Annotated in this window: 19 protein-coding genes; 9 read left to right on the forward strand and 10 right to left on the reverse strand. The window is 69.8% G+C overall.

The annotated features are described in order from the left end of the window. Positions 1-2: 2 nt before the first annotated feature. From AB0F17_RS59330 to AB0F17_RS59355, 6 genes are read right to left on the reverse strand one after another with little or no spacing between them, the layout of a single operon-like run. On the reverse strand, positions 3-1,346 hold the full coding sequence (locus AB0F17_RS59330) for an alpha-L-fucosidase (protein ID WP_358044076.1): 1,344 nt from the start codon (positions 1,344-1,346) through the stop codon (positions 3-5). Then, entirely contained in the window at positions 1,343-4,498 is a 3,156-nt protein-coding gene (locus AB0F17_RS59335; protein ID WP_358044079.1) for a glycoside hydrolase family 2 TIM barrel-domain containing protein, read from the reverse strand. The genes AB0F17_RS59330 and AB0F17_RS59335 overlap by 4 nt, the downstream gene beginning before the upstream one ends. Next, entirely contained in the window at positions 4,491-5,318 is an 828-nt protein-coding gene (locus tag AB0F17_RS59340) for a carbohydrate ABC transporter permease (RefSeq protein ID WP_358044082.1), read from the reverse strand. Before AB0F17_RS59340 ends, AB0F17_RS59335 begins: the two co-directional genes overlap by 8 nt. Further along, complete coding sequence (locus AB0F17_RS59345; RefSeq protein WP_358044085.1) at positions 5,318-6,319, reverse strand: sugar ABC transporter permease; 1,002 nt, start codon at positions 6,317-6,319, stop codon at positions 5,318-5,320. The genes AB0F17_RS59340 and AB0F17_RS59345 overlap by 1 nt, the downstream gene beginning before the upstream one ends. 16 nt (positions 6,320-6,335) lie before the next feature. Continuing rightward, positions 6,336-7,625, reverse strand: coding sequence for an extracellular solute-binding protein (locus AB0F17_RS59350; protein WP_358044088.1), 1,290 nt, complete (start codon positions 7,623-7,625; stop codon positions 6,336-6,338). 2 nt (positions 7,626-7,627) lie between these two features. Further along, the gene (locus AB0F17_RS59355; protein WP_358044091.1) at positions 7,628-8,608 is read right to left on the reverse strand and encodes a carbohydrate kinase family protein; all 981 of its coding nucleotides are present in this window, start codon (positions 8,606-8,608) and stop codon (positions 7,628-7,630) included. A 142-nt stretch (positions 8,609-8,750) separates the two neighbouring features. On the opposite strand from AB0F17_RS59355, the gene AB0F17_RS59360 reads away from it, so the two are divergent. From AB0F17_RS59360 to AB0F17_RS59380, 5 genes are all read left to right on the forward strand, one after another. Continuing rightward, entirely contained in the window at positions 8,751-9,503 is a 753-nt protein-coding gene (locus AB0F17_RS59360; protein WP_358044094.1) for a DeoR/GlpR family DNA-binding transcription regulator, read from the forward strand. Further along, positions 9,500-10,840, forward strand: a complete 1,341-nt coding sequence (locus AB0F17_RS59365; RefSeq protein ID WP_358044097.1) for a 6-phospho-beta-glucosidase — start codon at positions 9,500-9,502, stop codon at positions 10,838-10,840. Before AB0F17_RS59360 ends, AB0F17_RS59365 begins: the two co-directional genes overlap by 4 nt. An 8-nt stretch (positions 10,841-10,848) precedes the next feature. Further along, the gene (locus AB0F17_RS59370) at positions 10,849-13,914 is read left to right on the forward strand and encodes a glycoside hydrolase family 38 C-terminal domain-containing protein (protein WP_358044100.1); all 3,066 of its coding nucleotides are present in this window, start codon (positions 10,849-10,851) and stop codon (positions 13,912-13,914) included. Positions 13,915-14,043: 129 nt separating this feature from the next. Continuing rightward, complete coding sequence (locus tag AB0F17_RS59375) at positions 14,044-15,522, forward strand: S8 family serine peptidase (protein WP_358044103.1); 1,479 nt, start codon at positions 14,044-14,046, stop codon at positions 15,520-15,522. Between the two features lie 4 nt (positions 15,523-15,526). Next, positions 15,527-17,044 carry a hypothetical protein gene (locus tag AB0F17_RS59380; protein ID WP_358044105.1) on the forward strand — a complete coding sequence of 506 codons (1,518 nt, stop codon included), beginning with the start codon at positions 15,527-15,529 and terminating at the stop codon, positions 17,042-17,044. A gap of 365 nt (positions 17,045-17,409) precedes the next feature. Here the strand turns inward: AB0F17_RS59380 and AB0F17_RS59385 are convergent, their stop codons facing one another. Continuing rightward, positions 17,410-18,153 (reverse strand): SDR family oxidoreductase, encoded by a 744-nt coding sequence (locus AB0F17_RS59385; protein ID WP_358044108.1) that lies wholly within the window; start codon positions 18,151-18,153, stop codon positions 17,410-17,412. Positions 18,154-18,365: 212 nt separating this feature from the next. Here AB0F17_RS59385 and AB0F17_RS59390 point away from each other — a divergent pair, with 212 nt between their 5' ends. Next, positions 18,366-19,205, forward strand: coding sequence for a helix-turn-helix transcriptional regulator (locus AB0F17_RS59390; protein WP_358044111.1), 840 nt, complete (start codon positions 18,366-18,368; stop codon positions 19,203-19,205). Positions 19,206-19,408: 203 nt separating this feature from the next. Continuing rightward, entirely contained in the window at positions 19,409-20,395 is a 987-nt protein-coding gene (locus tag AB0F17_RS59395) for an aldo/keto reductase (RefSeq protein ID WP_358044114.1), read from the forward strand. A 15-nt stretch (positions 20,396-20,410) separates the two neighbouring features. Here the strand turns inward: AB0F17_RS59395 and AB0F17_RS59400 are convergent, their stop codons facing one another. After that, positions 20,411-21,064, reverse strand: a complete 654-nt coding sequence (locus AB0F17_RS59400; protein ID WP_358044117.1) for a carboxymuconolactone decarboxylase family protein — start codon at positions 21,062-21,064, stop codon at positions 20,411-20,413. 79 nt (positions 21,065-21,143) lie between these two features. On the opposite strand from AB0F17_RS59400, the gene AB0F17_RS59405 reads away from it, so the two are divergent. Together AB0F17_RS59405 and AB0F17_RS59410 are read left to right on the forward strand one after the other, a co-directional pair. Further along, complete coding sequence (locus AB0F17_RS59405; RefSeq protein ID WP_358044119.1) at positions 21,144-21,503, forward strand: helix-turn-helix domain-containing protein; 360 nt, start codon at positions 21,144-21,146, stop codon at positions 21,501-21,503. A 333-nt stretch (positions 21,504-21,836) separates the two neighbouring features. Next, positions 21,837-23,309 carry a hypothetical protein gene (locus AB0F17_RS59410; RefSeq protein ID WP_358044122.1) on the forward strand — a complete coding sequence of 491 codons (1,473 nt, stop codon included), beginning with the start codon at positions 21,837-21,839 and terminating at the stop codon, positions 23,307-23,309. Positions 23,310-23,376: 67 nt separating this feature from the next. On the opposite strand, the gene AB0F17_RS59415 is transcribed toward AB0F17_RS59410, so the two are convergent. Both AB0F17_RS59415 and AB0F17_RS59420 read right to left on the reverse strand, forming a co-directional pair. After that, on the reverse strand, positions 23,377-24,294 hold the full coding sequence (locus tag AB0F17_RS59415; protein ID WP_358044125.1) for a UTP--glucose-1-phosphate uridylyltransferase: 918 nt from the start codon (positions 24,292-24,294) through the stop codon (positions 23,377-23,379). 411 nt (positions 24,295-24,705) lie between these two features. Then, positions 24,706-25,680 carry a hypothetical protein gene (locus AB0F17_RS59420; protein ID WP_358044128.1) on the reverse strand — a complete coding sequence of 325 codons (975 nt, stop codon included), beginning with the start codon at positions 25,678-25,680 and terminating at the stop codon, positions 24,706-24,708. Positions 25,681-25,844 lie beyond the last annotated feature (164 nt).

Below are 25,844 nucleotides of genomic sequence, written 5' to 3' on the forward strand. Positions count from 1 at the left end.
GATCATTCCCGGTGCGATTGACCGGCGTCCACGGATCTGCTCGGCGCGAGGGTGAATCGGACCACTGTGGGCAGCGGCCCGCCGAGTCCGGCGGACGTGACCAGGATGCCGACCGGCACGGCGTCGGCCTGTACGGGACGGCTGTCCAGGCGGACCGCCGTGGCGGGATCCAGCAGTCCCGGCCGGGTCCTCAGCAGGACCTGGCCGCGGGCCGAGACCGGGACGTCGGCCAGGAAGGCGTAAGCATGACGGTCGTCGCGGGTCCAGCGGATCCACGGGGTTCCCTCGCGGGGCGTGGCGGCATCGGGCTCCAGCGGCCTGGTCGCGTACACGGCGGCGGCGTGGCCGGCCGTCCACGACGCGATGCCCTCCAGGACGGCGCGCTGCTCGCCGGGCAGGGTGCCATCGGCTTTCGGGCCGACGTTGAGCAGCAGGTTGCCGCCGCGGGAGACGACGTCCACCAGCAGGCGGACGGCGGCCGCCGGGTCCAGCAGGTGCTCTGGGCCCTCGTTGCGGTTGTAGCCGAAGGACAGGCCGATGCCCCGGCAGTTCTCCCAGTGGGCGGCCGTCTCGTTCTGGCGGTTCGCCTGGTATTCGCTGGTCAGGTAGTCGGCGTGGGCACCGTCCCAGCGGTCGTTGACCACGCCCTCCGGGACGGTGGCGTAATAGTGGGCGAACAGCTCCGGCAGGTCGGCCATGCCCGCGTCGGGCCAGCCGATGTCGTTCCACAGCACGTCCGGCCGGTGGCGGTCGATCAGATCGCGCACCTGACGCAGCGCGTAGGCGGCGTAGGCGGCCTCGTGGGGACGGCCGTAGTCGTCGATCAGATCCTCGTGACGGATGACGGCCCGGCGTCCGGCGTACCAGTCGAGGCCGCCGGAGTAGTACGCGCCGAAACGCAGGCCCCGGGCCCGGACGGCGGTGGCGAGATCGGCGACCAGGTCGCGGTGCGGGCCGCGGTGAACCGTGTTGCGGGTGCCGGTGCCGGGCGCGTCCCACAACGCCACGCCGTCGTGATGCTTGGTGGTCGCCACGACGTAGCGGGCGCCGGCGCGGGCGAACAGATCGATCCAGTCCGCGGGGTCGAAGGACTCGGCCCGCCACGCGTCGAGGAAGTCGTCATAGGGGCGGCCGCCGTGGACGGTGCGGTGGTGCTCATAGGCGGGGCTGCCCTCGATCTGGCTGGTGTTCCAGTACCACTCGGCGTACGGGTTGTGGGCGAACCACGTCCCCGGGTCCACGGCCCCCAGTTCACCGGTGGGCTCGGCCCACGCCGGCACCGAATACGGGCCCCAGTGGATGAATATGCCGAACTTGGCGTCGGTGAACCAGTCGGGAACGGTCATGGCGCGCCCCTTTCTCCATCACTCCAGGACAGGATCCAGGACCATCGGTGGGCACCGGGCCCGATGCGGTACGGCGGTAGCGTGTCGGGGCCGCAGGAAGCGGTGCCCAGGCCGCGGTGGGCGGCGTCGATGTGCACCACGCACCCCTCGCGCCGGACGAGCTCGTCATGGTGGGCGGCCGCGTCGAGGTCGGACGCCCGGAAGCGGGTGATGCCGACCTGCCCCGGCTCGTCGAGGTGGACCGCGATGCCCCGCCCGTTCCCTCTCAGCTCGAACCGGCGTACGGCGTGCCGGCCACCGCTCTCCTGCGGCCGGAGGTACGGCGTGAAGAGGTCGTCGACGCGGGCCCGGTAGCCGCCGACCGGCGCTCCGGCGCACCGATCGGGGTAGCTCTCCCACGGGCCCTGTCCGAACCACTCGACCTCGTCGAACCCGGCCACCGTCTCCCAGACGACGCCCACGCGGGCCACGTCGTCGAGCTCGCCCGGCAGTACGGCGAGCTCATGGATGAGCAGGCCGTCGCGCAGCGGGACCAGGACCTGCTCGTGCGGGACGACGATCCCGGCACCGGTCCGGTAATCAGCGCGAACGGTGATCCGGCCGTCCTGCCGTACGACCTCGACCAGCGAGCGGGACAGCTCGGGCAGCCCCTGCGCCGCCCAGCGCGCGGCGTGCCCGCCGAGGCGGTCGTTGTCGGTCGGCGCGCGCCAGAGGCTGAGCAGCGGAGGGATCGCGAGCAGCGGATGCGCGATCAGCCCGTCGCGATCGACCTCGACCGGCCAGGGAACACCGCTGTCACGCACGTGGACCGCCCCCGCCCTGGTCAGCAGGTCACGATCCTCCGCCCGCAGGCGGATCTGGGGCATGCCGACGACGCTTCCCGCGCCTGCCCAGAGCTCGTCAGCCCGGTTGGTCGCCACGAGCGTGAGCCAGGCTTCGCCCCTGGCGGGCAGAGCGGCCAGCAGCCGGGCGGGCAACTCGACGACCGCGGACGCGCCCGGCGGGATCGCCGGCAGGTCGGCGGCCCAGGTCAGGCCGTCCCGATGCCGAATATCCAGGTCGGCCCGGTCCCCGCCGGCTCGGTCCCGAGTATCCAGGTCGGCCCGGTCCCCATCGACCCGGTTCCGAGTATCCAGGCCGTCCCCTCGCCGGTCGGGTGAGTCCGTCACCAGCTTCCATTCGCCCACGAGCCAGGACAAGTCGCGGAACTGCTGCCGATTGTGCACGCGCACGAGGCCGTCGCCGGCGAGCGTCAACCGGATCGGCGTGGCCAGCTCCCGGTGCTCGTACATCACCGGCTTGGGCGTGCGGTCGGGGAACACCACACCGTCGGCGCAGAAGCCGCCGTCGTTGGGCACGTCGCCGAAATCTCCCCCGTACGCCCAGCGATGGCCAGGCGGGGCGACGCCGTCGGCACCTCCACCGGCATCGGGTTCGACGCCCGGGCGGCCGTCCGACAGCCGCTGCGCCAGGCCGTGGTCCCAGAACTCCCAGATGAAACCACCCTGCAGGCCGGGCGTGGACTCGATCGCCGTCCAGTAGTCGGCCAGGGAGCCGTTGCTGTTGCCCATCGCGTGGGAGTACTCGCACAGGATGAGCGGCCGGTTCTGCCGGCCGGACCGGGCGTGGCCGACGATGTCGTCGATCGAGGCGTACATGGGGCAGACGATGTCGCTCGCCGCCGCGCCGGCGGTGAAGTCGTACTTGATCGCGCCCTCGTACTGCACGGGCCGCGTCGGGTCATGGTGGCGCAACCAGCCGGCCGCGGCGGTGTGGTTGGCGCCGTAGTCGCTCTCGTTGCCGAGGGACCAGATGATGATGCTCGGGTGGTTGCCGTCCCGGAGGGCCATCCGGGACACCCGGTCGAGGAAGGCGGGCAAATAGGCCGGATCGTCGGCGATCTCGACGGCATGGGCGTGGCTCTCGATGTCGGCCTCGTCCACGACGTACAGCCCGAGCTCGTCGGCCAGATCGAGCAGCGCAGGATCGTTCGGGTAGTGCGAGGTGCGCAGGGCGTTGAAGCCGAACCGCTTCATGGTCACCAGATCGGCCCGCATGTCCTCGACGGACACCACGCGCCCGGTGACGGGGTGGAAGTCGTGCCGGTTGACGCCCCGCAGGAGGACCCGCGCGCCGTTGACGAGCAGGTCCCGGCCGGCGATCTCGACATCCCGGAAGCCGACGCGCAGGCGGGTCTCGTCCGCGACGGTCCCGTCGGGGCGGTGCAGGCGCACGGTGAGGCCGTACAGCACGGGGGTCTCGGCCGACCAGGGCTGGACATCCGGCAAGCAGGCGCGCAGCCGGGTCCGTCCCAGCCACGCAGAGTCCTGCTCACGCTCGGCGAGCAGCGCGGCGAACTCCTCGTCCACCCGCAGGTCCACGCGCTCGGCTTCATAAGGGCCCGTGGGCCGAACCGGACCTGTCAGCGACGCGGCGGCCCGCCAGCCTTCGGGCAGCGACCCGGCCGCCGAGCGCGCCGTCGCCTCCACCGACAGCTCGCCGTCGGAACGGGCCGTGACGCGCACGTCGGCGAGATAGAGGGGGTCGGTCGAGTAGAGGAACACCGAGCGGGTGATGCCGCCGTGCCACCACTGGTCCTGGTCCTCGATGAAGCTGGCGTCGGACCATTTGACGACCGTGAGCCGCACGGTGTCGACTTCGCCAGGCCGTACGACTCCCGTGACGTCGAACTCCGTGGCGAGGTGGGAGTCCTTGCCGATCCCCACCTGGACACCGTTCACCTGGGCGATGAGCACGCTCTCCGCCGCGCCGACGTGCAGCACGATCCGGCGCCCGGCCCACTCGGCGGGCACCTCCACCGTACGTTCGTAGACGCCGGTCGGGTTGGCGGCCGGCGGCACCGGCGGTAGATCGGGCCAGGGCATGGTGACGTTGGTGTACTGCGGCAGGTCTCTGACACCGTGAATGTCGTCGTAGTCGCACATGGTCCAGCAGGACGGCACCTCGATCGACGTCCAATGGGCCGACAAGGGTTTCTCGGGGCCCGGCAGCAGTTGGAAGCGCCACCGGCCGTTCAGCGACCTCCCCGTCCGCGGGACCGCGTGGGCGGGCAGCCGCCCCAGGCCCGTGAGCTCGGGCGCCGACCACGGACGGGCCGGTGGGACCGGGCCTCCCGCATGAAGATCACCCACGCAGCGCGCCCTTCATGGCGTCGCGGATGAAGCCCCGGGCGAACAGGACGAACATCACCGCGAGCGGCACCACGCCGAGCAGCGCTCCCGTGAGGACCAGGCTGTAGTCCAGGGCGTGCACGGTGTTCAGCTGGGAGAGCGCGACCTGCAAGGTGAGGTTCGACGGGTCGACCAGGACGATGAGCGGCCAGGTGTAGTCGTTCCAGGCGCTGATGAACGTGGTGATGCCGAGGAAGGCCAGGCCGGGACGGATGGCGGGCAGGCCCACGTGCCAGTACTGCCGGAAGAAGCCGCAGCCGTCGATGCGCGCCGCGGCGAGCACCTCGTCGGGCACCGCCCCCGTGATGTACTGGCGCATCCAGAAGATGCCGAACGCGTTCGCGGCGGCCGGGATGATCAGCGCGTTCAGCGTGCCCACCCAGCCCAGCTCCACCATGATCACGAATTGCGGGATCAGGGCGAGCTGCATCGGCAGCATGTACGTGAGCAGGAGCAGGCCGAACAGGATCCGCCGCCCGGGAAAGTGGTACTTGGCGAAGGCGAAGGCGGCGATGGAGTCGAAGAACAGGACGAGAGCCGTCGTGCCGCACGCGACGATCAATGTGTTCAGCATCGAGCCGAAGAAGTCGATGGAGCCGAGCAGCCGCCCGATGTTCTCGAATAGGGCCGGGCCGAAGGTCACCTTCGGCGGCATCCGGTACATGTCCTTGGTGGTGTTGGTCGCCATGACGGCGGTCCAATAGAACGGGAACAGCGAGATGAGCGCACCCGCGACCAGGCACAGGTGCAGGGCGGCGCCCCTGAGGCGCGTGGCGGTCATCACAGGCCCCGTTCCCGGCGCTGCACGAGGCGCCAGTTGATCGCGGTGAACAGCAGGATGACCACGAACACGGCCCACGCGATCGCGGCGCCGTAGCCGTAGTCGTTGTTGTTGAACGCCTCGCGGTAGAAGTACAGGATCGCGGTGAGCCCGGCGCTGCCCGGCCCGCCCGAGCTGGCGTTGGTGGCCGAGTTGATGCCGAACAGCACCTGCGGCTCGGTGAAGGTCTGCATGCCGTTGATCGTCGAGACGACCACCGTGAACAGGATGATCGGGCGCAGCATGGGGACCGTGATGCGGAAGAAGAGCTGCACGGGGCCCGCGCCGTCGATCCTGGCGGCCTCATACAGCTCGCTGGGTACGGCCTGCAGCCCGGCGAGATAGATGATCGCGTTGTAGCCGGTCCACTGCCAGCAACTGATCGCGGCGATGACCATCTTGATCGTCCACTCGTTGACCAGCCACGGGACCGGCGAGGCCGACAACCACTGCAGGATGGCGTTGATCAGCCCGAAGTTCGTGCTGAACACCGAGCCGAAGAAGATCGTGACCGCCACGACGGAGGTGACGTTCGGCACGAAGTAGGCGATCCGGTAGAACCCGCTCAGCCGGACGGCCGAGTTGAGCATGTTCGCCACGAGGAGGGCCAGGAACAGCGTCGGGACCGTGGACATGAACCAGATCAGGAACGTGTTCTTCAGCGAGAGCCAGAAGGTCTGGTCCTGCATCAGCGACTCGAAGTTCTGCAGGCCGACGAACTTCATCTCGCCCAGGCCGTTCCACTTCTGGAACGCCAGATAGAACGAGAACAGCACCGGCACCAGCATGAACACCGCGAAGAGCAAGAAGAACGGCGAGATGGACAGGTACTGCGGCCAGTACCGGCCCAGTACCCCCTTCGGCCGGGCCCGCCGGGCATGGGCGGGGCCGCCTCGGCCGGACGCGGCCGAGGCGGGGTCCGGCAGGCCGGCGGACGCCGGCGCGGATGTGCTGGCGGACATGCGGGACACCCTCCTCTCAGCTCACGCCCTGCCGCCCGGCGATCTGTTTGGCCGCGCTCACCGCGTCGGTCCACGCGGTGGCGGAGTCCTTGCCCTTGGTCCAGATGTTGACGATCTCGTCCTTGAAGGGCTGGGCCACGGCCGCGTCGGCGGGCGCTTCGTACTGGATCGGGACCTTCTTCGCGGCCGGCCCGAACACTTCGATCGTCTTCTGGCCCCCGAAGAACGGGTCCCCGCCGGTCAGCGCGGGCAGGTCATAGGAGGCCGGCGTGGAGGGGAACAGCGCCGCGTCGGTGAAGCCGCGGGCCTGGTTCTCCGCGCTGAGCAGCCAGGTGACGATCTGGAACGCCAGCTTGGGATCCCGGCACTCCTTGGTCAGCGCCAGGAACGACCCGCCGATGTTCGCCGGCCCTCCCGGCATGGGGGCCACCCGCCATTTGCCCGACGTGGCCTCCACGCCGCTCTTGAGGTCCAGCGCGAACCAGGCCGCGCCGACGGTCCCGGCCACCTTGCCCTGGGCGGCGGCGGCGTTCCAGTCCGGGCCGTCGTATTTGGGGGCGACGATGCCCAGCTCATTGGCCTTGACCGTCATGTCCCAGGCCTGGCGGATGTGGTCCTGGTCGCCGATGAACTTGTTGCTCTCGTCGATGAAGCGCTTGGTCCCCTGGCCGAGCATCTTGTCGAACAGCCCCTCGGCCGAGTCGATGATGAACGTTTCCGGGTTGGCCTTCTTCAGCTTCACCCCGGCCTCGAAGAACGCCTCCCAGGTGGACATGGAGGTGCCGACCTCGGCGGGGTCCGCGGGCAGGCCGGCCTTCTCGAAGATGTCGTGGCGATAGAACAGCGCGGTGGGTCCGATGTCGATCGGAAAGCCGATGAGCTTGCCGTCGGTGGTGGAGCCCTGCTTCCACTTCCACTCGACGTACTGTGAGGCCAGCTTGCCGGCGCCGAGGCTGTTGAGGTCGATGAACCGGTCGGGCTCGGCCAGCAGGGAGGCGATGTTCTCGCCCTTGATACCGGTGATGTCGGGCACGAACTTGCGGCCGTTCATCGTGGCGATCAGCTTCTGCTTGAAGTCGCCGCCGATCACCGACGGTTTGATCTTGGTCTGGGTGAACTGCTTGACGGCGTCGGCCACGACCTTGTCGCTCAGGCCGCCACCCCAGTACCAGAGGGTCAGTTCCGCGGCGCCGCCACCGCTCGCGGCGCTGCCCCCTGAGCCACCGCAGGCGGCCGTGCTTCCGACGCCCGCCGCCGCGAGGGAGAGAAGTCCGGCACGAATCAGCCCTCTGCGCGAAAGTTCCATTTCTAACCCTCCGGGTTATGGGGGATGACATCGAGGATGAAGCCGTAGTCGCGGCGTAGCCGCTGGTCGGTGAGGTCGCGCAACCAGCCGGCCACGTCGGCCCACCGGGGCGCGGAGGGTGCGCCACCCACCCGCCGTACGGACAAGGCCGCGACGAGGTTGGCGAACCGGATCCGCTCGGCGAGCGGCCAGCCGGCCAGGGTCGCCGCGACGAGGCCGGCGCCGAAGACGTCTCCCGCGCCGGTGGGGTCGCGGACGTCCACCGGCAGTGCGGGGATGTCCGCCTCCTCGCCGGTGGTCGCGTCGACCGCGAGGACGCCGTCGCCCCCGCGGGTGACGACCGCGAGCGGCACCAGGTCCGCCAATTTGGACAGCGCCGCCGCGGGTGTGTCCGTTCTGGTGTAGCTCATGGCCTCGTAGGCGTTGGGCATGAAGGCGTGGCACCAGGCGAGCTGATCGAGCATCGCCGACGACCACTCCTCCGTGGGATCCCACCCCACGTCGGCGAAGACCAGGCCACCGGTCTTCGCCGGCCACGCGACGGGCTGCGGGCCCAGGTGGACGATCGCCGCCCGAGCCGCCGGAGGATCACCGATCATCTCGTCGGGCCCCAAGGGCGGGGGGAAGCCGTGGGTCACCAGCGCGCGGTCGCCTTCGTAGGCCAGGGAGGCGGTGGTCGGGGTGGGCCAGCCGGGCACCAGTCGCGACCGGCTGAGGTCCACGCCCTCTTCTTCGCCGAGCGCCGTCCAGCAGTAGCGGCCGAAGGGATCGTCGCCGAAGGCCGCCGCGACACCGGTCCGCAGGCCGAGCCTGGCCAGCGTGAACGCGAAGTTCGCGATCCCGCCGGGCCCGGAGGTCATCTCGGTGGTCCAGATCTCCGTTCCCGGTTTGGGCCCCTGCTCCAGACCGGCGAAGGCCAGGTCGAAGAAGAGCAGGCCGGACACGAAGACATCCAGTTGTGGGTGGACTGCGTGGTCTGGCATTTCTTCGCCCACTTCCGGCGCACTAGCACCTTTTGAATTAGGCAGGATCGTGCACCCTCAGTGAGCGACTATGCAAGAGTTCGCTCGATAATTTTCAAAATACCTCTGGCGATGATCGTGTTTGAGCGCTACTGTCCCTGTCATGCTCCGGGACCGACGCCACGAACTGATCGTGCACATCCTTCGCTCAGAGGGCACCGCCACTGTCGAGGCGCTGGCCGAGCGCCTCGACGCCAGTCCCGCGACGATCCGCCGGGACCTCGTCCACCTGCACGACGACGGGCTGCTCCGGCGGGTGTACGGCGGCGCCATGCCGATCGACGAGCGCGACGATCCGTTCGTCGACGTGGCGGCGGTACGCGGAGCGGAGAAGGACAAGATCGCGCAGAGGTGCGCAGAGATGGTCAAGGACGACGAGACAGTGTTACTCGACATCGGCACGACCGCGCACCGCGTCGCCACCCACCTGCGCGGCCGATCCCTCACGGTCGTCACCAGCAGCCTCGCCGTCTTCGAAGAGCTTCAGGACGAGGAGGGCATCCAGCTCATCATGCTGGGCGGCATGGTCCGTCGCGACTACCGGTCGCTGGTGGGCTTCCTGACCGAGGACAACCTCCGCCAGATCAAGGCCGACCGGCTCTTCCTCGGCACCAGCGGAGTGCGTCCCGGCGGGCACGTCATGGACACCACCGTGGTGGAGGTGCCGGTCAAGCGTGCCATGATCGCGGCGAGCGACCAGGTGATCCTGGTGGCGGACCTCGGCAAGTTCCCCGGCACCGGGATGGCCCGGGTCTGCGGCCCGGAAGATCTCGACGTCATCGTCACCAACGCCCCAGGCGACCAGGAAACGCTCACCGCCATGCGGGAGGCGGGAGTCAAGGTGATCACAGTATGAGGCTGACCATTCTCGGCGGCGGCGGGTTCCGCGTCCCACTCGTCTACCGCGCCCTGCTCGCCGACCGCGGCAAGGGCCGGGTCACCCACGTCACCCTCCACGATCTCGACGCCTCCCGGATAGCGGCGATCCAGCGGGTGCTGTCCGAGCTGGCGGAGGGCGTGCCCGACGCGCCCGAAGTACACGCCACCACCGACCTGACCGAAGCCGTCACAGGGGCCGACTTCGTCTTCTCCGCCATCCGGATCGGCGGTCTCGAAGGCCGGGCCATCGACGAGCGGGTGGCGCTCGACGAGGGCGTACCCGGCCAGGAGACCGTCGGCGCCGGCGGCATCGCGTACGGCCTGCGCACGGTCCCCGTCGCCCGCGAGCTCGCCAAGCGCATCGCCGAGGTGGCCCCCGAGGCGTGGGTCATCAACTTCACCAACCCGGCGGGCATGGTCACCGAGGCGATGTCCCACTACCTCGGCGACCGGGTCATCGGCATCTGCGACTCGCCGATCTCGCTGGGCCGGCGGGCGGCCTGGGCGCTCGGCGTGGACCCCGCGACGGTGTGGCTCGACTACGCCGGGCTCAACCATCTCGGCTGGCTGCGCGGCCTGCGTGTCGAGGGCCGCGACCTGCTCCCCGGCCTCCTGCGCGATGACGACGCGCTGGGCTCCTTCGAGGAGGGCAAGCTCTTCGGCGCCCGGTGGCTGCGTGCCCTCGGCTGCATCCCCAACGAATACCTGCACTACTACTACTTCACCAGGGAGGCGGTGGCCGCCGCGCGCGCCGCCCGGCAGACCCGCGGCTCCGTGCTCATCGACCAGCAGCGGCGGTTCTACACGCACGCCGGGGGCCCGGCACTGACCGCGTGGGAGAGTGTCCGGCTGGAGCGGGAGGTCACCTACATGGCGGAGGCCCGCGAGGCCTCGGGCGTGGGCGAGCGGGCGCCCGGCGACCTCGAGTCCGGCGGCTACGAGCAGGTCGCCCTGGCCCTCATGCGCGCGATCGCGCTGGACGAACGGACCACGCTCATCCTCAACGTCCGCGGCCGCGGCGCGATCGGCGTCCTCGATCCGGACGCGGTGGTCGAGGTGCCCTGCTTCGTGGACGCCAACGGCGCCCGCCCCCTCTCGGTCGATCCGCTCCCCGGCCACGCGCTCGGCCTGGTGAGCGCCGTCAAGGCGGTGGAGCAGGCGGTCATCGAGGCGGCCGCCACGGGCTCCCGGGCGGCAGCGCTGCGTGCCTTCGCCATCCATCCGCTGGTCGACTCCGTCGCGGTGGCCGACCGGCTCCTCGACCGATACCAGCGCGAGCACCCCCAGCTCGACTACCTGCGTGGAAGGAACTGACGTCCCCGATGCACGACGACAGGAAACTCGTCGAAGAGCGGATCGACCGGGTGCTCCGGGAACGCGTCACCCCCGCCCTGTACGCCGAGAGCACGCCGCTGGAGCTGGCCGCCTGGCACGTCCCCGACGAGCCGGTGCCCGTCGCGCAGGCGCTGACCGCCCCCTACGAGCCGTTCGAGGTGGGCACGCGCTGGGGACGGCCCTGGTCGACGACCTGGCTGCGGGCCACCGGATCCGTTCCGGCGCGGTGGGCAGGACGGCGCGTGGAGGCCGTCTTCGACCTGGGCTTCGTCGGCGACTGGCCGGGCAACCAGGCCGAGGCGCTCGTGTACGACCTGGCCGGCCGGCCGATCAAGGGCATCGAACCGCGTAACCAGTACGTCCCGATCGCCGGGGACCAGGTGGGGCTGCTGCTGGAGATGGCCGCCAACCCCGACATCCTCGCGAACGGCTTCCTGCCGACCCCCCTGGGCGACAAGACCACGGCCGGCGACGATCCGCTCTACCGCCTCGTCCGCGCCGAACTCGCCGTCCTCGACGAGGAGGTCTGGCACCTGCGGCTGGACGTCGAGGTGCTGCGCGAACTGATGGCCGAGCTGCCGACCGGCGATCCCCGGCGGCACGAGATCCTGCGCGCCCTGGAGCGGAGCATGGACGCCCTCGACATCCACGACGTGGCCGGTACGGCGGCGGCCGCCCGCTCCCACCTGGTCGCCGCGCTGTCCTCTCCCGCCCATGCCAGCGCCCACACCATCTCGGCGGTCGGCCACGCGCACATCGACAGCGCCTGGCTCTGGCCGATCCGCGAGACCAAGCGCAAGACCGCGCGCACCTTCGCCAACGTCACCGCCCTGGCGAAGGACTATCCGGAGTTCGTCTTCGCCGGGCCGCAGGCCCAGCAGTACGCGTGGGTCAAGGAGCGCCACCCGGAGATCTTCGAGCGGATGCGCGAGGCGATCAAGGCAGGGCAGTGGGTGCCGGTCGGCGGCATGTGGGTGGAGGCCGACGGCAACCTGCCGGGCGGGGAGGCCCTGGCCCGGCAGCTCGTGCACGGCAAGCGCTTCTTCATGGAGGAGTTCGGGGTGGAATGCCGCGGCGTGTGGCTACCCGACTCCTTCGGCTACACCGCGGCCTACCCGCAGCTCGCCCGGCTCGCCGGGATGGAGTGGTTCCTCACCCAGAAGATCTCCTGGAACCAGACCAACAAGTTCCCGCACCACACCTTCTGGTGGGAGGGCATCGACGGCACCCGCATCTTCACCCACTTCCCGTCGGCCGACACCTACAACGGCACGTTTGAGGGCGCCGAGCTCGCGCACGCCGTACGCAACTACGCGGAGAAGGGCGCGGGCACCCGCTCGCTGCTGCCCTTCGGGCACGGCGACGGGGGTGGCGGTCCCACCCGGGAGATGCTGGAGAAGGCACGGCGGCTGCGCGACCTGGAGGGTTCCCCGGCCGTCGTGATCCAAAGCCCGGACGAGTTCTTCGCCGCCGCCCGTGCGGAGCTGGGGGAGGCGGCCGTCTGGTCCGGTGAGCTCTACCTGGAGCTGCACCGCGCCACCTACACCAGCCAGGCCAGGACCAAGGCCGGCAACCGGCGCAGCGAGCATCTGCTGCGCGAGGCCGAGCTGTGGGCGGCGAGCGCCGCGGTGCACGCGGAGTTCGCGTACCCGTACGCGGAACTGGACCGGCTGTGGAAGACGGTGCTGCTGCACCAGTTCCACGACATCCTGCCCGGCAGCTCGATCGCCTGGGTCCACCGTGAGGCCGAGGCCACCTACGCCCGCGTGCGCACGGAGCTCGAGGAGATCATCACCGCGGCCGTCTCCGCCATGGCCGGCGACGGCGAGGCGACCTGGGTCTGCAACGCCGCGCCACGGCCGCGCGCCGAAGTGGTGACCGCCCCCGACGGCTCGGCCGTCTTCGTCGAGGTCCCGGCATCCGGTGCGGTATGCCTTAGCGCGGCACCGTCCTCGCCTCCCGTTCCCCCTCCCGTCACCGCGACCAGCGGCGGGACCGGGACGGTGCTCGACAACGGCCTGATCCGCGTCGAGTTCGACGCGGCCGGCCTGTTCTCATCGGTCCTCGACCTGGCCACCGGCCGGGAACTGCTCGCCGCCGGCACCCGTGGCAATCTGCTGCAGTTGCACACCGACCTGCCCAATCAGTGGGACGCCTGGGACATCGACGCGCACTATCGCCGTCAGCGCACCGACCTCACCGAGGTCGACGCGATCACCATCGTCGACTCGGGCCCGCTCATCGGCGCGGTACGCGTCGAGCGTTCCTTCGGGGCGTCCAGGATCGTCCAGACGGTCCGCCTCACGGCGGGCAGTTCCCGGCTGGAGATCAAGAACGAGATCGACTGGCACGAGCGCGAGAAGATCCTCAAGGTCGCCTTCCCGTTCGACGTCCATGCCGACCGCACGGCCGCCGAGATCCAGTTCGGCCACGTCTTCCGGGCCACGCACACCAACACCAGCTGGGACGCGGCCCGGTTCGAGATCTCCTGCCACCGCTGGATCCATCTCGGGGAGCCGGGGTACGGCGTCGCGCTGGCGAACGACGCCACCTACGGCCACGACGTGACGCGCACCACGCGTACCGACGGCGGCACCACGACCACGGCGCGGCTGAGCCTGGTCCGCGCGCCGCGCTGCCCCGATCCGGAAGCCGACCAGGGTCGCCACGAGATGACCTACACCCTGGTCCCCGGCGCCGCGATCGGCGACGCCGTGGCGGCCGGCTACGCGCTGAACCTCCCGCTCCGCGTGACGAGCGGCGGCGCGGTCACCCCGCCGCCGCCGCTGGTCACGCTCGACGGCACCGCCGCCTGCGTCGAGGCGGTCAAGCTCGCCGACGACCGGTCCGGTGATGTCATCGTCCGGGTCTACGAGGCGCTCGGTGGCCGGGCCACCACCCGGCTGCGGGCCTCCTTCCCGATCACCGGTGTGACGGTCACCGACCTGCTGGAACGTCCCCTACCCGGACAGCCGATCGCCGTAGAGGCCGACGGCGCCCTTCCGATCTCCCTACGGCCGTTCCAGGTGCTGACGCTGAGGCTGTCCCGGTGACCACCCCGCACGCCGCGCTCCGCTTCGCTTGAGCGCGGTGGCGCAGGCCGCGGGCGCCCGGGAAGACGAATGCGGTCATCGGCGAAGACAGGAGAGAAAGATCACTCTCCTACGTCTATGAGGTAGATCGTGACTTTAGGCAAGTCCCTCATCGCCGCGCTCGCGGCAGGAGCAATCAGCGCCACACCGGCGTCGGCCGTGCCGGCCCCGCCTCCGCAGGACAACGGGGTGACCCTGATCACCGGCGACCGCGTCGTGGTCACCGGGCGGGGCCACCACGTGAAGCCCGGTCCCGGCAGGCAGGCGGACTTCACGAGCCAGGTGCTCGGAGGCCACCTGTACGTGATACCCGCCGACGCCACGCCGCTGATCGCCCAGGGCGTGCTGGACCGGCGGCTGTTCGACATCACCCAGCTCCTGGCCTGGAAGTACGGCGACGCCGACACCCCCGACATCCCCGTGATCTCTCAAGCGACCGCCGGGCAGGCCGTCGCACCGCAGGGCGCCCAGCGGGTCCGGCAGTTGTCCGGTCTCGGGATGAGCGCGGCGCGCGTGCCGAAGGCGAACGCCGCCCAGACCTGGAAGGACCTGACGGGCGGCGGCGCCCGCGCCCTGGTGGCGGGGCGTACCAAGCTGTGGCTCGACGGCCGCAGGTCGTTCTCGCTGGACGAGAGCGTCAAGCAGATCGGCGCGCCGCAGGCGTGGCAGCAGGGCATGACGGGCAAAGGCGTCACCGTCGCGGTCCTCGACTCCGGCTACGACCCTGACCATCCGGACCTGAAGGACGCGGTGGCGCAGGAGCGCAACTTCAGTGACGACCCCGACATCCGCGACACCATCGGCCACGGCACCCATGTCGCCTCGATCGTGGCGGGCAGGGACGAGAAGTACCGGGGCGTGGCCCCGGAGGCGAAGCTGGCCATCGGGAAGGTGGGCGGCGCCACTGGCCCGACCGATTCGGCCATCCTCGCCGGCATGGAGTGGGCGGCCGTCGAGGTCAAGGCCAAGGTCGTCAACATGAGCTTCGGCGACACGGACGGCCCCGATCTGGACCCGCTGGAGCAGGCGGTCAACACGCTGTCGGAGCGGACCGGCACGCTGTTCGTCGCGGCGGCGGGAAACGGCGGCGCCGATGGCAGGGTGGGCAGTCCCGGTAGCGCTGAGACGGCGTTGACCGTGGGCGCGGTGGACAAACAGGGGCGGCTTGCCGACTTCTCCAGTCCGGGGCCGCGAGTGAGCGACCACGCGATCAAACCCGAGGTGACCGCGCCGGGCGTGGACATCGTGGCCGCGGCCGCCGCGGGCACCGCCGACGGCCTCCACCGGCCGCTCAGCGGCACCTCGATGGCCAGCCCGCACGTGGCGGGGGCGGCGGCGATCCTGGCCCAGCGCCATCCGGAGTGGACGGGCGCGCAGCTCAAGGCCGCGCTGATCGGCAGCGCCGCGCCCGCCCAGGGCACGACGCTCTATCAGCAGGGAGCCGGGCTGATCGACCTGGTACGGGCACTGAAGCAGCAGGTCGTCGCCACGCAGGGCAACCTCTGGGCGGCCTTCCGGCGGCAAGGCGCCGGGCGACTACCCGGGAACGGTCACCGCGAGGTCGGGTGAGACGGTGGTCCGCACGCTGGCGGGCGCCTACGTCGAGCCTGAGTCCTACGACGTCACGCTCACCGTCGTCGGCAAGCAGGGCCGGCCGATCAACCCCAGGCAGAGCCAGATCTACGACGCGAAGACCGGCGCCATCCACCAGCCGGCCTTCCGGAACGGCGTGGCCAAGGTACGACTGCCCGAGGGCGATTGGAACCTCTACACCGAGACCTTGGAGAAGATCGACGGGAAGTGGCACACGACGATCGCCGATCCCGCGCTGAAGGTCGACGGCGGCGACCAGCAGCTGACGGTGGACGCCCGCCAGGGCAGGGCAGCCAAGATCACGCTTGACGATCCGAGCGCCGAACTTCAGCGCGGTTACTCCCTCGGGCTGACCCACGGTGCATGGAACTCCATGTGGTCGACAAATGGCGACGTCAACACCGGATTCTTCGTCGTTCCCAGCCGCCGGCCAGGTCTGACCTACAGTCTGGAGACCGTGTGGCTCAGCAAGGACGCCTCTCCCAGCCCGTACGTCTACCAACTCGTCAACCGTCGCACCGACGGCTTGCCCGAGGATCCCGCCTACAACGTCAGGCAGAAGGATCTGGCGAAGGTCACCGCGACGTACCGGGCCTCAGGAGTGGCGGCCACGGGCACGCCGCTGGCCGGACCGCGCGACTCTGATTTCCCCGGTTCGAACCTGACACCGCTGGTCGGCGATATCACCCTGCCCGGCACGCTCATCCACTACCGCACCCCCGGGCTGACCTACAACAGCGGGCTCGAGGTCGGCAGCTCGCTGATGTTCGACGGCGGCAGGCTCGCCAAGCGCGGGGAAACCAGTGAGGTCTGGAACGCCGCGGTCATCGGGCCGTCGTTCCTGCTGCCGGGCGGCAGCCGTACCGGCGACAAGCTGACCTTCTCCGGAGTGGGGCTGTTCTCCGACGGGGGCGCGGGCAGGACGGGGTCGGACGCCGCCGCCACCGGCGTCGCCACCCTCGCCAAGGACGGGCAGGTGCTGGCCAACGCCGACCTCGCCGGCTGCTGGATCTACGAGCAGGAGGGATGCGAGCTGCGCGCCGACCTTCCCTCCGGGCGCGGCTCGTACACGCTGACCGCGTCGATGCGCAGGCAGGTCCCGCACTCGGCGCTGTCCACCGGCGTGGAGTCGGTGTGGACGTTCCCGTTCGCGACCACCGCCAAGGAGCAGCCGCTGCCGCTGACCGCGGTCCGTTACAGCCCCGAGGGCCTGGACGAATCGAACCGCGCCAAGCCGGGCAGCGTGACCCGCCTGCCCATCCGGATCGAACGCAACCCCGGCTCCGCGCCGGTGGAGACGGAGTCGATCCGGCTGGAGATGTCCGTCGACGACGGCGCGAACTGGCGCAAGGTCCCGGTCGCCCGCACCGGCTCGGGCTGGTCCGCCATGGTGCCGAACCCGAGTACGGCCGGGTTCGTCTCGCTCCGCGCGGTGGTGACCGGCACGGCGGGCACCGGACTGACCCAGACGATCATCCGCGCCTACGCCATCGGCTGACCGCCGACCCCACCCACCCAGGCCCGACCCCTCACCGGCCGGGCCTGGGAACCCGCCCACCAACCCGACCCCTTCCTCGCGGACGCGCGAGCGCGGCAAAACGCTGGTCGACTCGTTGGACTCCGCCAGTTCGCGCAGCGGTGATGGCCGGCGTCGACGCGTTCCTGCTGAACTTGTGTGCGGAGCACCCTGACCCGGTGCGCGCCTGGCTGCAGGCCCCGGCCAGGACCCGGCTGATCGGCCCCGCCCAAGACCCCACAGAGCACCTGTCTGGCGGATCGTTCGACCTTGTCGCACATCACCGGCGGGTAACAGGACTTCACCGAGGCGGCCCCACCCGCAGTCGTCAGTGGTGCGGGCGTCGCTCAGAGGCCGCTGAGCATGGCGAGGACGCTGTCGTAGGTGCCGTTGGCCTCCGCGTCACGTACGAACCTGGCGCGCTCCACGACGAGTTCCTTGGCGTCGGGCTGGTCGCGCAGGAGGGTCAGGGTCTCGGTGAGGAAGTCCTCCAGCGGCATGGCGTTCTCGTCGTCCTGCTGGTCCAGCAAGGTGGTGCGCACGCCGGGCGGGGCCACTTCGATCACCTGGACACCGGTGTCGGCGAGCTGGACGCGCAGGCTCTCGGTGAAGGAGTGCAGCGCGGCCTTGGTCGCGTTGTAGGTGGGGGTGATCGGCAGCGGTACGAACGCCAGCGCGGAGGTGACGTTGATGACGGCCGGGTCGTCCTTGCCCACGAGCAGGGGCAGGAAGGCGTACGTCATACGGAGCGTGCCGAGCAGGTTGATCGTGACGTGATCCTCGGCGACCGGCAGGGAGGCGGGGTCGAGGAGGTTTTCCCGCAGCATGATGCCGGCGTTGTTGACCAGGACGTTCAGTCGCGGGTGGCTCGCGGCCACCGTTTCGGCGGCGCGGATGATCGACGCGGAGTCGGCCACGTCGAGGACGAGTGCCTCGATGCCCAGGTGCTCGGTGGTGATCCGGTCGAGGAGTTCCTTGCGCCGGCCGGCGACGATCACCTTGTTGCCGGCGTCGTGCAGGCGCAGGGCCAGGCCGAGCCCGATGCCCGAGGTGCCGCCGGTGATCAGGATCGTGTTGCCGGTCATCTTCATGGGGGTGTTCTCTCCTTCGCTGTGGCGGGCCGGTGAGCGCCCGCAGCCTCGACCGTAGGAGCGTCTGCGCGGGGGCGGGAGAGGAGGATTCATCCATGGATCGGCAGTCCCTGCCTGGACCCTCGGGTCGCCGCCGCTCACGCCGTCGCCCCAGCTCAGCCAGGGATCGGCCGTCCCTGGTAAGGAGGGCAGGAAGCGGCGACGATGGAGGCATGGACAAGAAGGAACTGGCGCAATTCCTGCGCCGGCGGCGTGAGGCGCTGCGCCCCCGCGACGTCGGGCTGGCCGAGGGTCCGCGCAGGCGGACCCAGGGGCTGCGCCGCGAGGAGGTCGCCCATCTCGCCGGCATGTCCACCGACTACTACGCCCGCCTGGAGCAGCAGCGCGGCCCGCAGCCCTCCGTGCAGATCGCGACCGCCCTCGCCCGGGCACTGCGGCTGACGCTGGACGAACGCGACCACCTCTTCGGCCTCATCGGCCACAACGCCCCGGCCCGCTTCCACCGCCTGGAGCACGTCAGCCCGACCCTGATGCGGGTCCTGGACCGCCTGGACGACGCCCCTGCCCTGGTGCTGTCCGATCTGGCCGACACTCTCGCGATGAACCCGCTCGCCACCGCGCTGATGGGAGACCAGACCCGCCACACCGGCCTGGCCCGCAGCGCCTACTACCGCTGGTTCACCGACCCTGCCGAGCGCCTGTACTACCCCGAAGAAGACCACCCGCGCCACAGCCGCACCCAGGCGGCCCGCCTGCGAGCCGCACTGACGGCCGACAGCGATCCCCCCCGAGCCGCCCGGATCGTCGCCGAACTCCAGGAGCGCAGCCCCGAGTTCGTCCGCGCGTGGGAACGACAGGAGGTCGCCCAGCGCTACGACGACAGCAAGACCATCCTCCATCCCGAACTCGGCCGCATCGACGTCGACTGCCAGGTCCTGTTCACCGAGAACCGCGCCCAGACCCTCATCGTGCTGACCGCGCGCCCCGGCACGGAAAGCCAGAGCAAGCTTGATCTGCTCTCCGTCATAGGACACCAGCAGCTCACCCCCTGACCAGCCGCAACCTCAGGCGACGACTGCCGGCCCGGTCGTGTGATTGCCTCGAACGCCTGTACGGGAACGCGACCGACCGGCCCACGCGGGCGCGGGCCTGCTCCTTGCGCACAAATGATCATTAAGTCATGCGCTTAATTGTTTGGCCGCCTCACCTCCATGCTGTGAGCTGTACTCAGCAACGGCGATGAAGGGACAAGCGGATGAAATCCCGGCGGCTCGGGCGCAGCACGGTGGAGGTCACGGAACTGGGTTTCGGCGGTGGTCCGCTGGGCGGGCTGTTCGCACCGCTGACCGACGACGCGGCCGGCGAGGCACTGGCCGCAGCGTGGGAGGGCGGGGTCCGCTACTTCGACACCTCCCCGCATTACGGGATCGGCCACTCCGAGCGCCGGATCGGGGAGTTCCTGCGCCAGGTGCCGCGCACCGAGTACGTCCTGTCCACCAAGGTGGGCCGGCTGCTGCTGCCGCAGGATCCGGCCGGCCAGATGGACGACGCCTTCCACGTACCCGCGACCCACCGGCGGGTCTGGGACTTCTCCCGCGACGGTGTCCGGCGCAGCGTGGAGGACTCCCTCACCCGCATGGGCGTCGACCGCATCGACATGCTCTTCCTGCACGACGCCGAGAATCACTTCGAGGCCGCACTGCGCGACGGTTACCCCGCACTGGCCGAGTTGCGGGCGGAGGGCATGGTCGACGCCATCGGGGCGGGCATGTACGACACCGGAATGCTGACCCGGCTCGTCCGGGAGGCCGACGTCGACGTCGTCATGTTGGCGGGCCACTACACCTTGCTCGAACACTCCGCCCTCGACGATCTGCTGCCCGCATGCACCGAACGCGGTGTCTCGATCCTCGCCGCCGCCATCTTCAACTCCGGTCTCCTCGCCACGCCACGTCCCGGCCCCGACGCGCGATTCGACTACCGTCCGGCCTCCGAAGAGATGATTCGGCGCGCGCACCGCATCGCCGACGTCTGCGAGGCCCACGGCGTGACTCTGCCCGAAGCCGCCCTGGCCTTCCCCCTGCGACACCCGGCGGTCGCCGGCATCGTGGTCGGCATGCGCTCCGCCGACGAGGTACGGCGCAACCTTGCCGCGTTCACCAAACAGATACCCGACAGCCTGTGGACCGACCTGGCGGCGACCGGGCTCATGGACGAACGAGTAGCGCGGACGGCCCGCTGAACGGATGGTCCGCACTCAGCGGAACGGCTGCGATCCAGGTGAAGAGTCGTGGGACGAGCCCGGGAAGTCGCCGCCGGTGACGCGGTGAGACGGCGGTGACAAGCTCGCGGGAGCGAAGTCGGCGAACCTTGGGGTGTTCGGCTCGTGGGGCACGCGTGCCGCGGTGGCGGCGAAGCTGATCGCGTGGTACCAGCCGCAGAGCAGGAGTAGATCGAGGAGCCGGCCGTCGTCCATGACCTCCGCGAGCCGGGCCCACAGCGCGTCGTCGATGTCGCAGTCGGCGTGCAGGGCGTCGACGGCCTCGATCAGCAGGCGTTCCCGGGGGGACTCCCAGCACGGATCGCTGGGCGTCCCGTGCGTCACCGAGACGATCTGCGCGGTGGTCAGCCCGACCCGCTCGGCGAACATCGACACATGGACGCCCCACTCGTACTCGCAGCGGCACAGCGCGCACGTACGGGCGATGATGATCTCCCGCTCCCGCATCGTCAGCGTCAGCTGACGGCCCAGCTCGTAACGGCCCCATCCATGCATCGCACTGGTCATCGGAAGATTACGGGCGAACATCCGGAACAGCCCGATCGGCGGAACGCCCGCCGGCATCATGCTCTCCAACTGCGCCCCGACCTCGGGCTCGTACGGCGGTTCCACCAGGGCTATGCGCGACATCCACCCTCCTCAACTGTTTCGGAAATCGAAACGCCCGGCTCGATGCTAATGTTTCGGAAAACGAAACACAAGGAGGGGTATGTCCACGAATCGGACTCCGCTTCCTGGCCGGCCCGTCCGCGGCTCCAAGACCGGCCGGCCGCTGATGGCCGCCATGGACCTGCTGAGCCGCCGCTGGGCCCTGCGGATCATCTGGGAGTTGCGAGACGGCCCGCTCGGCGCGCGGGCTCTGCTCGCACGCTGCGAAGGGCTGTCCTCCAGCGTCCTGTACCAGCGCCTCGACGAGCTGACGACCGCCGATCTGGTCACCCCCAGCGAGGCCGGCTACACGCTGACCGTCGTGGGGACGGCCCTCGGCCCCGCCCTCCATGAGCTCAACGTCTGGGCCGACACCTGGGCCGAGACCATCCACGCACGCTCGCCTGAACAGTCCCACTGAGCCGACTCCAGATCGGGTCCAGCACGGGCGACCTCGGAGGCGGCCGCGCAGTCGCGGCTGGAATGTGCAGCGATGTCACGTGGTGGAACGTGCTGTCACGCCCTTAGAGCAACGGGGCCGTCCGGCTCCGGCCGCGGTGAGCGCGGTTCGGTGTGCCCAGCTGTCCGGGGGAACGGATGAATCCGGCTGGCCGTCGACGCCTCGTGCGGTGCGATCCTTTCGAGGGAGAACATCACGATGTTCAGCTCACGATCACGTGGGGAGGCGCCGGTTCGGGACGGGGCGGCCCAGTCCCGAATCCGCTCCCGGCGCCGACGGCCGGGGTCCGCCCTCGTGGCCCTGGCGTTGGCCGCCGCCTCGGCGACGACGATGGTGGCGGCCGGGACGCCGGCGCTCGCCGATCCCACCGACCAGATCCTCACCGTCGCCTGGGGCCACAACGAACAAGGCCAGCTCGGCGACGGCACCACCCAGCAGGCCAACACCCCGGTCACCGTGGCCGGGCAGATCGCCTTCACCAAGGTCGAGGCCGGCACCTCCCACACCCTGGCCATCGCCGCCGACACCACCATCTGGTCGTGGGGCACCAACGGTTTCGGCGGGCTGGGCGATGGCACCACCACTCCCAGCCTCACCCCCGTGCACGTGCCAGGGCTGACGGGCATCATCGACGTCTCCGCGGGCGCGGGCAGCAGCTTCGCCATCGACTCCAGCGGCAGACTGTGGGCCTGGGGCTTCAACGGCTCGGGATTCGGCAACCTCGGCCTGGGCGACAACGTGCCCGCGACCAACCCCGTGCCCAAGCAGGTTCTCGGCCTGCCGCCCATGGCCGATGTCGAGACCAGCCAGCGCTCGGTCGTGGCGCGTGACGTCAATGGCGAGGTGTGGACCTGGGGCAGCAACAGTGACGGCCAACTGGGCAACGGAACGGTCGGGGGTTTCCGCGCCACTCCGGCCAAGCTGGCGGGCCTGACCACCATCATCGACGTCGCCGCCGCCGACTTCGACGGCCTGGCCCTGCGCGCCGACGGCACGGTGTTCGGCTGGGGCGACAACGGGGTCAGCCAACTGGGCCCTGGCGGCCCCGGCGACCGCCCCACCCCGGGATTCACCGCCAATATCGCCGGCCTGACCCAGATCGGCATCGGCTCAAGCAACGTCAGCGCGCTGCGCAACGACGGAACGGTGTGGAGCTGGGGCGCCAATAACCGCGGTCAGCTGGGCATCGGCACCATCTCCAATCCCGTCTACCCCCCTGTGGCCACCTCCGTCAGCGGCGCCATCCAACTCGCGGTCGGCGCGGAGAACGGCTACGCGCGGCGCGGCGACGGCACGGTGCTGGCCTGGGGCGGCAACACCCTGGGCAGCTTGGGCACCGGATCGACCGCGCCCAACGACCCCAACCCCAGCCTCGTCTCCGGGGTGAGCCACGCCACCTATCTCGGCTCGGGCGCGACCGCCCTGCACGCGCTGGCGATCCAGGCGATCCCCACCGACTTCTCCATCACGCTCAACCCCAAGCTCGGCTCGGTCCAACCGGGTGACTCGATCACCACCGTGGTTTCCCTCACCCCCTCCAAGGGCTTCACCTCCTCCGCGGCGGTCAGCGTCACCAACCTGCCGCCCGGGGTAATCGCCACCTTGTCCTCCCCGAAGCTGAGCGAGGACCACCCGGTCACCATCACGCTGCACACCTCGATCAGGACCCCGCTCGGCCAATCCCGCATCCTGATCACCGCGGTGGCCGACTCGATCACCAAGGCGGCGCCGTACACCCTCACCATCGGCGACATCATCACATCCTGAGCACCCTGGCCTGGAGTCTGCTCTCCAGGCCAGGTGGTCAGGCGCGGGGGAGTGCGCGCCAAAGACATCAGGTGCCGGTGTCGGGGCGGTCGTTGTCGCCGAGGTCGCGGGCGAGCCGGCGTAGGAGCGGCCCGTACTCGGGGTGCGCCAGGGCGGCGGCGAACTGGGCGGTGAGGTAGTCCGCCGGGTTGCCGGTGTCGTACCAGTGGCCGGAGATGACCTGCCCGTACACGACGTGGTTGCCGGCGCAGGCGTTGATGGCATCGGTCAGGTAGACCTCGCCGGTGCGGTGCTCATACCAGCGCTTGGTCTGCTCGCGCAGCTCGTCGATGATGGCCGGCGTGACGACGTAGCCGCCGATGGCGGCGTACGCGGAGGGCGCGTCTGCGGGTTTGGGCTTTTCGACCAGGCCGGAGATCCGCAGCAGGCCGCCCTGGAGGTTCTCCTGGACCACGGGCACGCCGTACCGCGCGGAGTCCTGCCGGTCGATGGGCATCAGGGCCAGCACCGGACAGCTGGTGGCTTCGTAGGCGCGGATCAGTTGCTGGGCGCGGGGCACCTCGGCCACGAACACGTCGTCGGGCCACAGGACGAGCATCGGCTCGTCGCCGATGCCGTGGGCGGCGTTCAGGACCGGGGTGCCGTTGCCGTACGGGCCGTGCTGGTCCAGGTAGGTGATGTGGCCCTGCCGGGAAAGCTCGGCGACCTCCTCCACGGCGTCGGCGTAGGCGGTCTTGCCGTCGGCGCGCAGCTGGGCCACCAGAGCGGGGTTGGGGCGGAAGTGGTCCTGGATCAGGGATTTCCCGCCGGAGACGACGATGGTGATGTCCGTGATGCCGGAGGCGACCAGCTCGCGCACGGTGTGCTCGATCACCGGCTTGTCGCCGACCGGCAGCATCTCCTTGGGGATCGCCTTGGTCAGCGGCAGGAGGCGGGAGCCGAGTCCGGCGGCGGGGATCACTGCCCTGCGGATCGTCGCGCGCATCAGGTCTCTTTCCGTTGAGCGGCGCACCGCGCCGACCAGCACGACACGGTCCAACGCTAGCAACGCTCCGGCTCACGCCAGGGCTTTGCCGATCTTGCGCCATAGGGTTGAGCACGCCTACCTCGTCATTCTCGCCCCAGCGTCTCCCATCGGTCTTCGACGGACTGTCTCGAGACCGGGAGAAACCGTGGGAACCAAGATCACGGGTGTCGCCAAGACTCGTGCAAGTGCGCCACGAGGAGGTGAGAGACCGCCATCGCTTCGTTGTCGTAGCGGCGGGGTGGAAGTAGGAGGCAGCCTGATCCGGGAGTCGCCGGGGAGGGTGGGAGCAGCCTCGACGAAGTCAGGACGCTCGACCGGCACGCCCCGATCATCGACCCGTCACCGCGCGGTCGCTGACCGGCTGGCCGTTCAATCCTGCTGAGCCAGTTCCTTCAGTGAGGAGTGCTGGAATCTCCAACCGTCCCTTAGAACCTCTTCGAGTTTGACCAAGCCGAAAATCCCGCCGCTGACACCGTTCCACAGCGACATCACCTGGATGCGGCGGTACTGCTCGCGGTTGGGGGTGACGACAGCGACGACGTGCTGCATGTTCCTCTCAATCACAATGACATCGCCAGCGTTGATATCGTTCTTCCCTGGCGTCGCCGGGTCGTGGGTGACCTTCTCCGTTCCCTTGCTGATGAGAAAGCCGAGCAGGCGCTCGGTGGTGGTACGGGTCTTCAGAGGGCGACCGGCGGGGCGACCGGTATTCAGGTGGCTGCCGCGAAGGGCTCCCATGGGCACGAGACCGGCCTCGGCGGCCGCGGCCAGCACCGCTTCCCAGCAGTTGATCTCCGCGGTGATAGGGAGTGGATAGTCGAGCGGCAACGGGCTGTTGACCCACTCCGTGAAGGTTTTGCTGGGGCCAGGGATCCAGGTATAGGCACCGCGCCGGGCGGCCAGCAGCGTCAGGAACGCGTCGACCGGCGTGGCCGGCGGCGGCACCGGCGGCGGAGTCGTGTCCGGCAGCCCGAGAGCACGTTCCATTTTCGTGATCTCCTGCCGCACAATGTTGGCGGTAATGGTCTGATATGCGATTCCATTGGTAATGGTCCGATACGCGTTGATGGCATTGATCGACTCGGTGACGAGGTGCCAGTGGGGGGCGCCCAGGTACCTTAGCCGCACCTCGGTGAGGGACATCCCCGGGTACCTTAGCTGGATCTCGGCGAGGAACATCTTCGTGTGCTCGCGGTTCCGCATTTCCTCCTGTGCTTCCTCCGGCGTGGGGTTAGTACCCACTCGCACTGGAAGATTGTCCTCGATCATCCCCCAGAACTCCTCGAGGGTAAAACTCTTCTCGAGGTTCGCGAAGGTTTTAACGTCCCGGATGTCCACGGTCATAAGTCGGCTCGCTTTCCAGGAGAAGTCGAGGATGACTACGGGGGCGCATTGATTCACACGGTAGCCCCCCAGGGCGATTTCAAGGTCGCCGCTGTGAGGTGATGGTCACGTGATGTCCGGATCCATCGTCGCTACATAGCGTGACCGCAGAAATAATGATGACC

The organism is Nonomuraea sp. NPDC026600, assembly GCF_040638335.1.
GTDB lineage: Bacteria > Actinomycetota > Actinomycetes > Streptosporangiales > Streptosporangiaceae > Nonomuraea.

Excerpts from the sequence above, each read along its gene's own strand:
- AB0F17_RS59415 (WP_358044125.1), bottom strand. The coding sequence starts at position 24,294 with ATGCGCGCGACGATCCGCAGGGCAGTGATCCCCGCCGCCGGACTCGGC.
- AB0F17_RS59405 (WP_358044119.1), top strand. The coding sequence starts at position 21,144 with ATGTCCACGAATCGGACTCCGCTTCCTGGCCGGCCCGTCCGCGGCTCC.
- AB0F17_RS59360 (WP_358044094.1), top strand. The coding sequence starts at position 8,751 with ATGCTCCGGGACCGACGCCACGAACTGATCGTGCACATCCTTCGCTCA.
- AB0F17_RS59370 (WP_358044100.1), top strand. The coding sequence starts at position 10,849 with ATGCACGACGACAGGAAACTCGTCGAAGAGCGGATCGACCGGGTGCTC.
- AB0F17_RS59385 (WP_358044108.1), bottom strand. The coding sequence starts at position 18,153 with ATGAAGATGACCGGCAACACGATCCTGATCACCGGCGGCACCTCGGGC.
- AB0F17_RS59390 (WP_358044111.1), top strand. The coding sequence starts at position 18,366 with ATGGACAAGAAGGAACTGGCGCAATTCCTGCGCCGGCGGCGTGAGGCG.
- AB0F17_RS59330 (WP_358044076.1), bottom strand. The coding sequence starts at position 1,346 with ATGACCGTTCCCGACTGGTTCACCGACGCCAAGTTCGGCATATTCATC.
- AB0F17_RS59395 (WP_358044114.1), top strand. The coding sequence starts at position 19,409 with ATGAAATCCCGGCGGCTCGGGCGCAGCACGGTGGAGGTCACGGAACTG.
- AB0F17_RS59355 (WP_358044091.1), bottom strand. The coding sequence starts at position 8,608 with ATGCCAGACCACGCAGTCCACCCACAACTGGATGTCTTCGTGTCCGGC.
- AB0F17_RS59350 (WP_358044088.1), bottom strand. The coding sequence starts at position 7,625 with ATGGAACTTTCGCGCAGAGGGCTGATTCGTGCCGGACTTCTCTCCCTC.
- AB0F17_RS59400 (WP_358044117.1), bottom strand. The coding sequence starts at position 21,064 with ATGTCGCGCATAGCCCTGGTGGAACCGCCGTACGAGCCCGAGGTCGGG.
- AB0F17_RS59345 (WP_358044085.1), bottom strand. The coding sequence starts at position 6,319 with ATGTCCGCCAGCACATCCGCGCCGGCGTCCGCCGGCCTGCCGGACCCC.
- AB0F17_RS59365 (WP_358044097.1), top strand. The coding sequence starts at position 9,500 with ATGAGGCTGACCATTCTCGGCGGCGGCGGGTTCCGCGTCCCACTCGTC.
- AB0F17_RS59420 (WP_358044128.1), bottom strand. The coding sequence starts at position 25,680 with ATGACCGTGGACATCCGGGACGTTAAAACCTTCGCGAACCTCGAGAAG.
- AB0F17_RS59340 (WP_358044082.1), bottom strand. The coding sequence starts at position 5,318 with ATGACCGCCACGCGCCTCAGGGGCGCCGCCCTGCACCTGTGCCTGGTC.